We start from the raw sequence: 14447 nt of genomic DNA, 5'->3' as shown, positions 1-14447 counted from the left end.
GGAACGACCGCAAACACCCCTTCGTGTGGACGAAACCGGTCGAGGAGATTCTCAAGAAAGCTCAACCGAAAACCAACTAACGAAACGCGACACTAGCGCCCCAGAACATTAGCGCCCCGGAATGGATCACTGCGCGGGTCGGCCGGGCCGGGCCGGTGGTACGCAGCATCGTTCGCGACACAAGGCACCGTTGTCGCCGCATCCCATCGCGGTGATGTCGCCGCCCCCGTCGGCGTACCGATCGATGAGGTCGGCGATCATCTCGATGAAGCCGGGGTCGGTGCCCACGGTGTCGGCCCGGACATAGTCCATTCCTCGCCGTTGCGCGGTCTCGGCGGCTTCGTGGTCGAGATCCCAGATCACCTCGAGATGGTCGGACACGAAACCGACGGGGCTCACCACCACTTGCCGCACACCAGCGTCGGCGATGTCGTCGAGGTGATCACAGATGTCGGGTTCCAGCCAGGGCACCTGCGGTGGGCCCGACCGCGACTGCCACACCTGGTCGAACGAGTCGGCCCCGTCGGCGGCGGCCGACGCCGCGGCATACACCTGCCGCGAATAGAGGTGACCGCCGTAGCACTCCACCTGCTCCCCGGTTTCCGGGTTGCCGGTCGGTTCACTGCCCGCACCGGCCGGTCCGGACGCCGCATCCGCGGCCGCGGGCACCGAGTGTGCGGTGAACACAAGCCGCGGAACGGGATTGGCACCGGGCAACGTCGCGATGGCGCGGCGCAACGCGGCGCGCCCGGCCGCCACGAAGCCGGGCTCGGCCCAGTATTGCGGCAACTTGCGCAACAGCATCGGGTTGTCGGCGCTCGCCGGAACACGTTCGGACAGCGCATCGAGCGCTCGCGCGATGTCCTCGTGATACTGCCGGCACCCCGAGTACCCGCCCCAGGCCGACGTGGGGAACACCAGGATTCGTCGATGACCGTCGGCGTACATCTGTGCCACGGTGTCCTCGATCAGCGGATGCCAGTTGCGGTTGCCGAAATACACCGGCAGGGTGCGCCCGCGCTGCGCCAGCACCGCACGCAGTGCGTCGATCATGTCGAGATTGAGCTTGTTGATCGGCGACACGCCGCCGAAATGCAGGTAGTGCGCTGCCACTCCCTCGAGTCGCTCGCGGGGGACGCCGCGGCCGCGGGTCACGTTCTCCAGGAACGGCATCACCTCGTCGGGACCGTTGGGTCCGCCGAAAGACAGGAACAGCACCGCGTCGAATGCGGCGCTGCGCCCGTCTCCCCCGGTGTGCGTGACGTTCACTGCGCGGCGATGAAGTCCTCGGGGAACCAGGTGTTGTGGCTGGCGCCACCGTCGACGTACACGATCGACCCCGTGGTGCCGGGCAGGAAATCGGAAAGCAAAGCGCAGACGCTGGTGCCGACCACCGACGGGTCGTCGACGTTCCAGCCGATCGGCGACGCGCCATCCCAGTAGTCGTTGAGCATGGTGAGCTTCTTCGCGTCATCGGTTGCGGTGCCCGAGATCGCTTTGGCCGCAAGCGTCTTGATGGGTCCGGCGGCGACCAGGTTGGAGCGGATGCGCTTGGCGTAGCCCACCTCGCGCGCCACGTAACGGTTGACCGATTCCAGCGCCGCCTTGGCCACGCCCATCCAGTTGTAGTCGGGCATGGCGGTGCGCGGGTCGAAATCCATTCCGACGATGGAGCCGCCCTCGTTCATCACCGGCAGTGCGGCGCGCGCCAGTGAGGCGTAGCTCCAGGCGGAGATCTCGAACGCCTTGGCCACGTCGGGTCCGGGACCGTCGAGGAAGGGCACCGCGTCCGGTCCCATCAGCGTCTTGGGAGCGAAGGCGATGGAGTGCACCAGCCCGTCGATGCCCTGCGGCGCCAGCTCGCGCACCTTGTCGGCCAATCCCGCGAGGCTCTCTTCGTCGGTGACGTCGAGCGGGATGGCCGGGGGCACGTCCTGCGGGAGCCGTTTGGCGATGCGGTCGATGAGCCGCAACCGCTCCGGGATGCCGGTGATGATCACCGTCGCGCCCTGTTCCTGGGCCACCTTGGCGGTGGAGAAGGCGATCGAGGCATCGGTGATGATGCCGGTGATGAGAACGGTTTTGCCGTCCAGGATTCCGCTCAACGTGTGCTCCTTGCGCGATGTGACGTGCGGACAGATGTCGGGGATCGGATGCGTGCGGGTGGCTAGTGGCCCATGCCCATGCCGCCGTCGACGGGCAGCACGGCGCCGGTGATGTAGTCGGCCTGATCGGATGCCAGGAAGCTGATGGCGGCGGCCACCTGTTCGGGTTTCCCGGTCCGTCCCAGCGGAATGGCCTGCTTGGCCATCTCGATGTAGCGGTCCTCCATCTCGGCGGTCATGTCGGTGTCGATGAAGCCGGGCGCCACCACGTTCGCGGTGATGTTGCGCGAGCCCACCTCACGCGCGATCGACCGCGCCATGCCGATCAGTCCGGCCTTGGACGCGGCATAGTTGACCTGTCCGGGCACCCCCGACATGGCCACCACCGAACCGAGGAAGATCATGCGGCCCCATTTGGCGCGCTGCATGCCCTTGGTCGCGCGCTTGGCACACCGGAACGCGCCCGTCAGGTTGGCGTCGACGACCCGTTCAAAGGACTCGTCACTCATCCGCATGAGGAGCATGTTCTCGGTGGTGCCCGCATTGGCGACGAGAACCTCCACCGGACCCTGATGCGCGGCAACCTCTTCGAAGGCGCGATCCACCGACTCCGAGTCGGTGACGTCGCATTTCACGCCGAACAATCCCTCGGGGGCGCCGGATCCGCGGTGCGTGACGGCCACCTTGTGCCCGTCGTCGGCCAGTCGGCGGGCCACGGCGAGCCCGATTCCGCGATTGCCTCCGGTCACCAGGACCGATCGTGACACCTGAGTGCTGTCGTTGGTCTCAGCCATGTGTTCAAACCTATCGTTCGTGGTGGGATGCGCGGGAGCAGGGTTGGCGGTCCCGCGCGCCGGTCAGGGTAGCCGCTGGTTGATCGCCAGTGCTCCGGCGGCCGCCAGAATCACCAGGATGGTGCCGCTGAACAGCCACGGCCAGGAGGCGTCGCCCTTGCGGTACTCGTAGCCGATCTCCTCCTGCAGCGTCTGATACACCTTGTTCAGCTCGTCGAGGCTCGACGCGGTGAAGAATTGTCCGCCACTGAGATTGGCGATCTTGCGGAGCGATTCGTCGTCCACCGGCACCGGGATCTGGTCGCCGTCGAGGTCCACCGTGCCCGTGGCGGTGCCGAACGAGATGGTGGACACCGGGATCTTCTCCTCCTTGGCCTTGCGGGCGGCGGTGAAGGCACCCCGCGGGTCGTCGGGGTCGTCGGGAACGGTTTCCTTGCCGTCGGAGAGCAGCACGATGCGGGCCGGTGGTGCGCCCTCCTCACCGCCGAGGACCGCGTTGAGCGTCTGGATCTGCTGGATCGCGGCAAAGATGCCCTCGCCGGTCGCGGTCTTGTCGGCGAGTTGCAGCTTGTCGACCGCTTCCTTGGTGGCGTTGTGATTGGGGGTGGGCGTGACCAGCGTGGACGCTGTCCCGGCGAACGAGATCAGCCCCAGGTTGATGCCCTCGGTGAGGTTGTCGGCGAATTTCTTGGCCGCCGACTGGGCGGCCTTGATGCGTGAGGGCGCGACGTCGGTGGCATTCATCGACCGTGACACGTCGATCACGAGCATCACGGTGGCCTTGTTCCGCGGGATCTTGCGGTTGGCCTGCGGGCCGGCCACCGCGACCACCAGCAGCAGCAGCGCGACGATGAGCAGCGCGATGGGAGCATGTCTCAGCCAGCGCCGGTAGGCCGGCTCGGCGGGAGACACCCGGTCGAGCATCTCGGTGTTGGCGAACTGCAGGGCGCGACGGCGGCGTTGCATCTGCATGTAGACATAGCCGGCGCCGAGCGCGATGACGACCAGCAGCAGCAACAACCACCAGGGGTTGGCGAACATCGGGCCTGCTCACCCCACCCCGGCGGCGAGTCCGCGACGGCGCTGCGCCACGAACCGCACCATGTCGGTGATCCATTCCCGATCGGTACGCAAGGTGAGCACCGGGCCGCCGCAACTGCGGATCGTGCGGTGTACGTCGCGCTGATGAGCGGTGGCCGCCGCGGCGAACTCCCGGCGCAGCTTGTCGGTCACGGTGATCTCGCGGATCTCGCCGGATTCCGCGTCGGCCAGTGTGACCTCGCCGATCGCGGGCAGCTCCATGTCGCGGGGGTCGAGCACCTCGACGGCCAGCAACTCGTGGTGCGCCCCGATCGCCCGCAGCGATCGTTCCCAGTCGATCGGGCCGAGGAAGTCGCTGATCACCACCGCGAGTCCGCGGCGGCGTTGGGGCCGGCGCAGCGCCTCGATCCCGGCTTTCAGGTCGCCGCGCACACCCGGTGCCGCGCGGCGTGTGGTGGCGATCGTCTTCAGCAGGGACTGATCGTGCGCACGTCCGGCACGCGCGGGTACCCGGACGAGCTGATCGCCGGTCACCACGATGGCGCCGTGGCGGTTGCCGCCGCCACTGGTGAGGTGCACGATCGACGCCGCCGCGGCCACCGCCAGATCGCGTTTGGTGCAGTTGACCGTCCCGAAGTCGAGACTTGCCGACGCGTCGACCACCAGCCACGTCTCGAGCTCGCGGTCGGCGATCATCTGGCGCACATGCGGCTGTGTGGTGCGCGCGGTGACCGACCACTCCATGCGGCGGATGTCGTCGCCGGGCTGGTAGGTGCGGGCCTCCCCCGGCTCGGAACCGGGCCCCGGGATCAGGCCGAGGTGTTCGCCCTGCAGCACCCCGTCGAGCTTGCGGCGCACGGTGAGTTCGAGCGTTTTGAGCGCAGCCGTGAGCTGCGGCTCCTCCAGCAGACCGCTGCCCAGCGACGGCAGATCGGCGTTAACCGCCATACCGTGCCGAGGTCTGGTTCACCGGGGGCGACGGATACCCCGCCGACTGCTGCGGCGCCATCTGTTGTGGCACCCCCTGCTGCGGTGGCTGTGCGGGCTGCTGAACCGGTGCGGCGGGCGGCGGTGCGGCGACGGGCTGGGCGCCCACCTGGGGCAGGCCGACGGTCTGCAGCACGCGTGTGATGACGTCATCGGCGGTCACCTCGTCGGCGAGCGCGTCGTAGCTCAGCACCAGTCGGTGGCGCAGCACATCCGGCACGATCTCCACCACGTCCTGCGGGATCACGTAGTCGCGCCCACGGATCAGGGCCAGTGAGCGCGCGGCGGCCACAATGCCGAGGGTGGCACGCGGCGATGCCCCGTAGGACAGCCAGGAGGCGACGTCGGTGAGGCCGAGTTCGGCGGGACGCCGGGTCGCGTTGATCACGCGGACCACATAGTCGACGAGCGCGTGGTGGACGAACACATTCGCGGCCGTCTGCTGCAGGCGGATCGTGGTGGCCGGGTCGAGGATCTGAGTCGCGGTGGGCGGCACATTGCCCATCCGGTAGACGATCTCGCGCTCTTCCTCGACGGTGGGATAGTCGACGAGAACCTTGAACAGGAAACGGTCGCGCTGCGCCTCGGGCAGCGGGTAGACACCCTCGTTCTCGATCGGGTTCTGCGTGGCCATGACAAGGAACGGGTCGGGCATCGGGTAGGTGGTGCCGCCGATGGAGACGTGTCGCTCGGCCATCACCTCCAGCAGCGCCGACTGCACCTTTGCCGGTGCACGGTTGATCTCGTCGGCGAGCAGGAAGTTGGCCACCACCGGACCGAGTTCGGTGTCGAACTCTTCTCGGCCCTGCCGGTAGATACGGGTACCGATGAGGTCGGTGGGCACCAGGTCGGGGGTGAATTGCACGCGCGAGAACGTTCCGCCGATCACGGTAGCGAAGGTCTCCACGGCCAGCGTCTTGGCCACGCCCGGCACACCCTCCAACAGGATGTGGCCGCGGGCGAGCAGCCCCACCAGGATGCGTTCGACGAGCTGGTCCTGTCCGACGATGACGCGCTTGACCTCGTAGATCGCACGCTCCAACAGCTTCACGTCGTCATCGCTGAGCGTCACCGCGCCCTCGCCGACAGTCGGCGCCGGACGCGCCGAAGGCGCACTGGGATGCGAAGAGGTCAACACCTGCTCCTGTTCGTCGGGATCTCACGGTGGCCACGCGCGCACACGCGGCGGACAACCGCGACGCATTGGGTGCCAGCGTAGCCGGGCCGCCTGAAACGGCGCCAAGAAGGTGACCGTGCTCAGAGCAGACGCACGACATTCGGCATGGCGCCGGCGGTGCGCAACGGCGACACCTTCACCACGTCGCCGGACTGCGGCGCCTCCACCATCTTGTTGTCGCCGAGGTAGAGGGCGACGTGCTCGCTGGCGTTGGGGCCGTAGAAGATCATGTCGCCGCGCTGCATCTGCGAGAGCGGGACCTGCGGCCCCGACGTGTACTGGTAGCCGGTGTAGTGCGGCAATTGGATCCCCACACCGGCGAACGCGTAGACCATCAGGCCCGAACAGTCGAAACCGATCTTGTTGTAGTCGCCGTAGCTGTCGGCCACGCCGCCGTCGCGGATTCCCTGGGTCGGCCCGTTGGCGTCGCCGCCGCCCCACGCGTAGGGCACGTTGAGCTGTGCCAGCGCACGGTTGACCACGATCTCGACGGCTTGCGGACCACGAAGTCCGGGCCGGACCACGCCGGGACCCGACGAGCTGCCGAACAGGGTGCCGAGGCTTCCGCCGCCGATCCTGCTGCTGAGATTGTCGGCACCCGAACCCAGGGTCGATCCCCCGATGCCGAGTTCGTCGAGCAACTCCGAATGCGGGATCTGCGCCTGGCCCACGACCCCGGCCAGCAGTTGCTGACCGACATCCATCGCCAGTCGCGCCGCGGCCTCGGCCGCCACCTGCAGTGCCGGGTTGTCGCCGCCCTCCACGGGGGTCGCTCCGGGCGCGGCCGGAGTGGCACCGGGAATCCCGGGCAGGTTGGGGAACAGGTTGGACAGCAGATCAGGGGTGGTGGAGGGGGCGTCGACCTTCTTCGGTGCGACGGTGCCGCGCAGTTTGTCGAGCCGGGCCTGCACCGTGTCGCGCTGTGTCACCAGCGCCACGCGCCGCTGCTGTTCGTTGGCCATGGCGCTCCGTGCGGCGGCGACGGCGGCCAGGGCATCGTCCTTGCGCGAGGCGGCACCGGAGGTGGCCAGGGCGGCCTGCCGCTGCATCGCCTGCAACGCGGCCACCCGGTTGGCCTGTTGATTGCGGGCGACCTGCAGTCGATGAATGGTCTCACGCTGTTTGCGGGCCATGCGGTCGAGCGCCGATACCCGTTCCAGCACGCCTTGCGGGTTGTCGGAGGACACGTAGTTGGTCATCGATCCCACCGCGGTGCCGTTGCGGTACGCCGACCGGATGAAGGCGTCGAAGGTGCGCTGAGCGGAGGTGGTTTCCCGATTCGCCTTGGCCAGCGAGGTCTGCGCACCCTGCGCGGCGACCGACGCCAGGCGTTGGGCGGCCAGTGCGTTCTGGTAATCGGCGATGGCCCGGTTGACGTTCTCCTGTCGCACGGCGACAGCGCTGTCGAGATCTTTGATGTTCTGATTCGCGGTGGCGATCTGGTTGATCAGTGCAGAGACCGGCGAGCCCGGCTGCGGGGCCTTCGATGCCGGCGCGGCCGCAGCGTGTCCGGCCCCCATCGCGCCGAGCAGGGCCACCGCCACCGCGGCGCCCAGACGCGCGAACCGCGACCTGCCGCGGGCCGCTCCGGTGGTCACTCGACTCACGTGTGAACTCCCTCGCCCTGTGCCACGGATGTGCGGGTTGCCGACGCACATCCAGATCCGAGATGGGCGGTGCACGCTTCCCCTATCACCCGCGCACCACACGCCACATGTGAAGCACAGAGCATCCTTTGCACCACAAGTGACATGAGAACCGTACGTCACATCCGACTCATCGGAAAACAGTGGCAACGAATTACATCAACGTGATTACCTGCGAAAATGCCGTGAACTGGCCAAAGAACCCGGCCGCCGTCGAGATATCGAATTGGCAACAACCAGCGCGACTCGACGCGACTGTGCCCGGCACGCAGCTGCGCGGGGTGTAACGGCGCTCAGGCCGAGTGGGTGGCTTCCGGCTCGGTGACCGGTTCTGCGACCTGGTCGGCTCCGGCGCGCTCGCGGGCACGGAGCGTGCGCAGCCGCGCGAGGACCGCCCCGATCACGGTCACGACGATGAGCACCACCGCCACCAGCGTCCAATCCACCTGTGGTGCGGTCATCTGGTCGAGCATCTGCTGGGCGGCCAGAGGCGGATTGGTGAGGGTGAGATTGTCGGTCGCCTGCTCCTGGACCACACGACTGAAGTCCGGCGAGGCACTGCCCACCGAATTGGGGGCGAGCACGATCACCGTGCCGCCGACCTCGGACTGCAGTTGGGTGGCGATGTCGCGGTAGTAGGTGAACTTCGGCTGCGTCTCGGTGAGGACGACGAAGTTGACGTCGTAACCCTCCGACTTCGCGTGCGCGACCACCTCGCGCAGCGCGTCCACCTGATCGGCGGGGGCGGCGACGTGATCGGCGAGCAACTCCTTGCGCAACTCGGCCATGTCGACGTTGTCGGGGATCACGGCCGGCAACCCGGCAGGGTCAGGACTCATGACTCGATCCCACTTTCTCTCTCGCGACCGCCCCCATCCTGCCGAACGATGACGCATTGGCGTCGACCGCCCCCCGCGTGTCGTCGCACAGGTTTCGCGGTCATTAAATGTCACTCTCTCCGACGGTCCGGACAAACCTCGACCGACGGGGTGGGACAGAATGGTTGGTGACTGTCGTGAAGCCGCCACGCCGCGCGAGGCCCCTTGTTAACAGTACGGACGTACTGTTAAGGTGGATTGGCAGCAACGCGAAATGCCCGGCGCAGCCCGTCGGGCGATGGTCAGAGTCGACGAGCGGGCGTTCGGCGACGTGCCCAGCAGCGTCCTGGCGGGTCACCGCGGGACGACCAGCGATGCCGGCGCAGCCCGCCGGCTCTAGAGGAGAGTGGATTAGACGTGAGTATCAATTCCTTTGGCGCCAAGGGAACCCTCGAGGTCGGCGACAAGTCGTACGAGATCTACCGGCTCAGCGCCGTCGAGGGCACCGAGAAGCTCCCCTACGCGCTGAAGGTCCTCGCCGAGAACCTGCTGCGCACCGAGGACGGCGCCAACGTCACCAAAGAACACATCGAGGCCATCGCCAACTGGGACCCGAGCGCGGAGCCGAGCATCGAGATCCAGTTCACCCCTGCACGCGTCATCATGCAGGACTTCACCGGTGTGCCCTGCGTCGTCGACCTCGCCACCATGCGCGACGCGGTCGCCGAACTCGGCGGTGACCCCGACAAGGTCAATCCCCTCGCCCCCGCCGAGATGGTCATCGACCACTCGGTGATCATCGAGGCGTTCGGCAACGCGCAGGCCTTCGAACGCAACGTCGAGATCGAATACCAGCGCAACGAAGAGCGCTACAAGTTCCTGCGCTGGGGACAGGGCGCCTTCGACGACTTCCGTGTCGTCCCGCCGGGCACCGGCATCGTCCACCAGGTCAACATCGAGCACCTCGCCCGTTCGGTCATGGTCCGCCCCGATGAGACCGGTACCGAGGTCGCCTACCCGGACACCTGCATCGGCACCGATTCGCACACCACGATGGAGAACGGGCTTGGCGTGCTCGGCTGGGGTGTCGGCGGCATCGAGGCCGAGGCCGCGATGCTCGGCCAGCCCGTGTCGATGCTGATCCCCCGCGTGGTGGGCTTCAAGCTGACCGGTGCCACCAAGCCCGGAGTGACCGCCACCGACGTGGTGCTCACCATCACCGACATGCTGCGCAAGCACGGCGTGGTCGGCAAGTTCGTCGAGTTCTACGGCAACGGCGTCGCCGAGGTTCCGCTGGCCAACCGCGCCACCATCGGCAACATGAGCCCGGAGTTCGGTTCCACCTGCGCGATCTTCCCGATCGACGGCGAGACCATCAGCTACCTCAAGCTCACCGGCCGCAGCCCGGAGACCCTCGCACTCGTCGAGGCGTACGCCAAGGAACAGGGCATGTGGCTCGAGAAGGATGCCACCGAAGCCGCGTACTCGGAGTACATGGAACTCGACCTGTCGACCGTGGTGCCCTCGATCGCCGGACCCAAGCGCCCGCAGGACCGCATCGAACTGTGGGACGCGAAGAACGCGTTCCGCAAGGACATCCACAACTACGTCGAAGAGGGCAACACGCCCGCACTCAACGGCGTCGACGAAGCCAATGAGGAGAGCTTCCCGGCATCGGACGCACCGGCCACCTCACCCGGGGCGGCGAGCCTGTCCTTCGCCGACGAGGGCTCCGAGCCGGCCCACAACGCCTCCAAGGGCGCCGAGGGCCGTCCGTCCAAGCCGGTCAAGGTGGAGTCGGCCGAACGCGGCACGATGATCCTCGACCACGGCATCGTGACGATCGCGTCGATCACGAGCTGCACCAACACCTCCAACCCGTCGGTCATGCTGGGTGCGGGTCTGCTCGCCAAGAAGGCGGTGGAGAAGGGCCTCACCTCCAAGCCGTGGGTCAAGACGTCGATGGCCCCGGGATCGCAGGTCGTCACCGGCTACTACGACAAGGCCGGCCTCTGGCCGTACCTGGAGAAGCTCGGCTTCTTCCTCGTCGGCTACGGCTGCACCACCTGCATCGGCAACTCGGGTCCGCTGCCCGAGGAGATCTCCAAGGCGATCAACGACCACGACCTCACCGCCACCGCGGTGCTGTCGGGCAACCGCAACTTCGAGGGTCGCATCAACCCCGACGTGAAGATGAACTATCTGGCCTCACCGCCGCTGGTCATCGCCTACGCGCTCGCGGGCACGATGGACTTCGACTTCGAGAACGACCCGCTGGGCCAGGATTCCGACGGCAACGACGTTTTCCTCAAGGACATCTGGCCGTCGGGTGAGGAGATCGCCGACACCATCGCGTCCTCGATCTCGGCCGAGCAGTACGCCGAGGACTATGCCGACGTCTTCAAGGGCGACGAGCGGTGGCGCGGCCTGCCCACCCCGGACGGCAAGACGTTCGAGTGGGACGACGAGTCGACCTACGTGCGCAAGCCCCCGTACTTCGAGGGCATGCAGCCCGAGCCCGCGCCGGTCGCCGACATCACCGGCGCCCGGGTGCTGGCCAAGCTGGGCGATTCGGTCACCACCGACCACATCTCCCCCGCCTCGACCATCAAGCCCGGCACCCCGGCCGCGCAGTATCTCGACGCGCACGGTGTGGCCCGCAAGGACTACAACTCGCTGGGCGCCCGACGCGGCAACCACGAGGTGATGATCCGGTCCACCTTCGGCAACATCCGCCTGCAGAACCAACTGGTGGAGCAGACCGGCGGATATACCCGCGACTTCACCCAGGAGGGCGCACCGGAGTCGTTCATCTACGACGCGGCGCAGAACTACGCGAAGGCGGGCACCCCGCTGGTGGTTCTCGGCGGCAAGGAGTACGGCACCGGGTCGTCGCGTGACTGGGCGGCCAAGGGCACCAGCCTGCTGGGCGTCAAGGCCGTCATCACCGAGAGTTTCGAGCGCATCCACCGCTCGAACCTCATCGGTATGGGTGTGATCCCGCTGCAGTTCCCCGAGGGTGAGTCGCACAAGTCGCTCGGCCTCGACGGCACCGAGGTCTTCGACATCACCGGCATCGAGGAGCTGAACTCGGGCACCACCCCAGCGACGGTTCACGTCACCGCCACCAAGGAGGACGGCTCGGCCATCGAGTTCGACGCCAAGGTGCGCATCGACACCCCCGGTGAGGCCGATTACTACCGCAACGGAGGCATCCTGCAGTACGTGCTGCGAAACATGATCCAGAGCTGATCGGGGCCACCGAGAGTGCCCAAGGTCAGCGATGACCGCATTGCCGCGCGTCGTCGGGAGATTCTCGACGGCGCGCGGCACTGCTTCGCGGAGTACGGCTACGACGGCGCCACCGTCAAACGCATCGAGGAGTCGACGGGACTGTCCCGCGGCGCGATCTTCCATCACTTCCGGGACAAGGAGGCGTTGTTCCTCGCGCTGGCGCAAGAGGACGCCGAGCGCATGGCCGACGTCGCCGCCGAGGAAGGCCTCGTGCAGGTGATGCGTGATGTCCTCGAGCGCCCGCAGGATTTCGACTGGCTCGGGACGCGGCTGGAGATCGCCCGCAAGCTCCGAACCGACCCCAGTTTCCGGACTGCATGGCTCGCACATTCGGCCGAGTTGGAGAAGGCCACCCTCGACCGGCTCGAGCGTGGGCGCAAAACCGGGCGGCTCCGCGACGACGTGCCGACCGGGGTGCTGCTCGATTATCTGGACCTGGTTCTCGACGGTCTGATCACGCGGCTCGCGTCCGGCAGGCCCACCGATGATCTGGAGGCCGTGCTCGATCTGGTGGAGGCCTCGGTCCGTTCGCCGCGGGCGGTGCGCTGACATGATCGGCGGCCGCAGCCTGGCCGAACTCAACGCACGCCGGGTGCGCCGGATGTATGTCGGCGGCCGGGGCGACGCCACCGCCCGCCGGTTCGCGCGGTTGTGGGCGTGGGCATTTGCGCGCGGCCTGGCGCCGGGCCGGCGCTGGGTGACGCTCGAGGTGCCCGGCCGGCGTAGCGGTCGGCCCACCCGCTTCCCGCTCGGCATGGCGCGGGTCGATGGTCGGCGCTATCTCGGCGCCATGCTGGGCAACGACTGCAACTGGGTGCGCAATGTCCGCGCGAACAACGGCAACGCGATCATCGAACGGCGCGGTAGGCGTCGGGTTCACCTGGCGGAGGTCCCGGTGGACGAGCGGCCACCGCTCCTGAAGGCCTACCTGGAGCAGGTGCCCGGAGCCCGGCCGCACATACCGGTCGATCGTCGCGGGACGATCGCGGAGTTCGAGGCGGTGTCAGCCGACTATCCGGTGTTCCTGATCGAATGGCTCGATCCCACGCACGGCGATCGCTGACCCCGTCCACACCCGGCGGTCTATGAAATTCCCTCGCGGGCAAGGAAATCGGCGGCCGTCTGGGCCACCAGTTCCCACTGATCGTCGATCACCAGCGAGTGTCCCGCGCCCGGGATCTCCACCAGTTCTGTGGTGGCCGTGTTCTTCCGTTGCTTGCCGAACGCGGCCCGGGCCAGCACTGCCGGTGCGATGTGGTCGTTCTCACCGGTGATCAGCAGCATCGGCCCGCGGTCGGGATTCTTCTTGTCCACCTTGGTCTTTGCCCACGGATTGACGTTGGCGCCGGCGGCCTGATAGAGCGGACGGCCCGGGCCGGGCGTGTGGTAGGTCGCATACAGTTCGCGCGCCTGCGCCTCGTCGACGGCGTTGGCAAAGCCGTACCGGAACTGCTCGAACGTGAGGGTCACCATCCCGCGATAGGCACCCGGATGCCCGAGCACCGGGAACGAGGCCTTGAGAGTGGACAGCGGTAGCGGCAGCACGCCCTGACTGGGTGCGGGGTCGATCGACACCGTTGCCGCCGCGACACCCCTGCCCGCAACCATCTGGACCAGCAATCCACCGAAACTGTGTCCGATGAGGACGGGCTCGGTGTCGAGTTGCGCAACCACCTCGGCAACATGGTCGGCGACGTCGGCGACCGACGTGCCGGCCAATGTCTCCGGGTGAGCGTGTGCGAGCGCGTATGTTGCCTGATCTCCCGGCCAGTCGACTGCCACGGTGGCAAATCCGCGATCCTCGAAGAACTTTCGCCAATTGTCCCAGCTGTCGGCGAGCAGCCACAGACCGTGGACGAAGACGACGGGGCGGCGACCGGACGAGTTGGCAGCGGAGATCTCGGCGGCTTCGCGCTCGGTGATGGTGGTTGGCATCGGCACTCCTGGTAGAACGAACGTTCTGTCTATCATCGCGGATGAGACACTCGATGGTCAAGACATGTCGGGACGGGAACGAGGATGAGGGGATGGCGGACACCGGCTCTGCGCGCGGACGACTGCTCGACACCGCGACGCGCCTGTTCTACACGGAGGGAATCCACAGCGTCGGCGTCGACCGTATCCTGGCCGAGGCCGGCGTCACCCGTGCCACGATGTACCGGCACTTCGCCGGGAAGGAGGCGCTCGTCGTCGCCTATCTCGACGGCGAGGACGCCGCGATTCGCGGACTGCTCGACGCCGCCGGGCAGTCCGGCGGGTCCCCCCATGACCTGCTCGTCGCCGTGATCGACGGCATCGCGCTCGACGCCACCCGGTATCACACCCGCGGCTGCCCGTTCATCAACGCCGCCGCCGAGTATCCCGACGCCGACGGCCCGGTGCGCCAGGTGGTGGCGCGCCACCGGGCCTGGTTCCGGGCGGCGCTGACCGAGGTGTGTACCGCCGCGCAGGTGCCCGACCCGCAGCAGGCCGCGGGCGCCCTGGTACTGCTGCGTGATGCCACCCTGGTGGGCACCTACCTCGACGGTGACGGCGTGGTCTCGACGTTCCGGTCGACCGCACGCCGTGCGGTGGGACTGGACTGA

Annotated in this window: 13 protein-coding genes; 4 read left to right on the top strand and 9 right to left on the bottom strand. The window is 67.6% G+C overall.

Going from position 1 to position 14447, the window contains the following annotated elements; all coding sequences use genetic code 11:
- Positions 1-126 precede the first annotated feature (126 nt).
- The 8 genes from ACWDSI_RS05275 to ACWDSI_RS05240 form a co-directional block, all read right to left on the bottom strand.
- Positions 127-1269 carry a ferrochelatase gene (locus ACWDSI_RS05275; RefSeq protein WP_449755868.1) on the bottom strand — a complete coding sequence of 381 codons (1143 nt, stop codon included), beginning with the start codon at positions 1267-1269 and terminating at the stop codon, positions 127-129.
- Positions 1266-2105, bottom strand: a complete 840-nt coding sequence (gene inhA, locus ACWDSI_RS05270) for an NADH-dependent enoyl-ACP reductase InhA (protein ID WP_449755867.1) — start codon at positions 2103-2105, stop codon at positions 1266-1268. Before inhA ends, ACWDSI_RS05275 begins: the two co-directional genes overlap by 4 nt.
- A gap of 62 nt (positions 2106-2167) precedes the next feature.
- On the bottom strand, positions 2168-2899 hold the full coding sequence (gene fabG1, locus ACWDSI_RS05265) for a 3-oxoacyl-ACP reductase FabG1 (RefSeq protein WP_449746358.1): 732 nt from the start codon (positions 2897-2899) through the stop codon (positions 2168-2170).
- 63 nt (positions 2900-2962) lie between these two features.
- A complete protein-coding gene (locus ACWDSI_RS05260) occupies positions 2963-3940 on the bottom strand; it encodes a VWA domain-containing protein (protein WP_449746359.1) in 978 nt (325 codons plus the stop codon).
- A 9-nt stretch (positions 3941-3949) separates the two neighbouring features.
- Positions 3950-4888: a DUF58 domain-containing protein gene (locus ACWDSI_RS05255; protein WP_449746360.1), complete on the bottom strand. Its 939-nt coding sequence runs from the start codon at positions 4886-4888 to the stop codon at positions 3950-3952.
- The gene (locus tag ACWDSI_RS05250) at positions 4878-6062 is read right to left on the bottom strand and encodes an AAA family ATPase (RefSeq protein WP_449746510.1); all 1185 of its coding nucleotides are present in this window, start codon (positions 6060-6062) and stop codon (positions 4878-4880) included. The genes ACWDSI_RS05255 and ACWDSI_RS05250 overlap by 11 nt, the downstream gene beginning before the upstream one ends.
- A gap of 122 nt (positions 6063-6184) precedes the next feature.
- The gene (locus tag ACWDSI_RS05245; protein ID WP_449746361.1) at positions 6185-7711 is read right to left on the bottom strand and encodes an NlpC/P60 family protein; all 1527 of its coding nucleotides are present in this window, start codon (positions 7709-7711) and stop codon (positions 6185-6187) included.
- A gap of 332 nt (positions 7712-8043) precedes the next feature.
- Positions 8044-8589, bottom strand: coding sequence for an Rv1476 family membrane protein (locus ACWDSI_RS05240; protein ID WP_449746362.1), 546 nt, complete (start codon positions 8587-8589; stop codon positions 8044-8046).
- Positions 8590-8985: 396 nt separating this feature from the next.
- On the opposite strand from ACWDSI_RS05240, the gene ACWDSI_RS05235 reads away from it, so the two are divergent.
- The 3 genes from ACWDSI_RS05235 to ACWDSI_RS05225 are packed head-to-tail and all read left to right on the top strand — an operon-like array spanning position 8986 to position 12925.
- Positions 8986-11820, top strand: a complete 2835-nt coding sequence (locus tag ACWDSI_RS05235) for an aconitate hydratase (protein WP_449755866.1) — start codon at positions 8986-8988, stop codon at positions 11818-11820.
- Positions 11821-11835: 15 nt separating this feature from the next.
- Positions 11836-12411, top strand: coding sequence for a helix-turn-helix domain-containing protein (locus ACWDSI_RS05230; RefSeq protein WP_449746364.1), 576 nt, complete (start codon positions 11836-11838; stop codon positions 12409-12411).
- A gap of 1 nt (position 12412) precedes the next feature.
- Complete coding sequence (locus ACWDSI_RS05225; protein WP_449746365.1) at positions 12413-12925, top strand: nitroreductase/quinone reductase family protein; 513 nt, start codon at positions 12413-12415, stop codon at positions 12923-12925.
- Between the two features lie 20 nt (positions 12926-12945).
- Here ACWDSI_RS05225 and ACWDSI_RS05220 read toward each other — a convergent pair whose 3' ends face one another.
- Complete coding sequence (locus tag ACWDSI_RS05220; RefSeq protein WP_449755865.1) at positions 12946-13797, bottom strand: alpha/beta hydrolase; 852 nt, start codon at positions 13795-13797, stop codon at positions 12946-12948.
- A gap of 92 nt (positions 13798-13889) precedes the next feature.
- On the opposite strand from ACWDSI_RS05220, the gene ACWDSI_RS05215 reads away from it, so the two are divergent.
- Complete coding sequence (locus tag ACWDSI_RS05215) at positions 13890-14447, top strand: TetR/AcrR family transcriptional regulator (RefSeq protein WP_449746367.1); 558 nt, start codon at positions 13890-13892, stop codon at positions 14445-14447.

It is taken from the genome of Gordonia sp. NPDC003429 (assembly GCF_053588575.1).
This window is presented reverse-complemented; position numbering and strand designations above follow the sequence as displayed.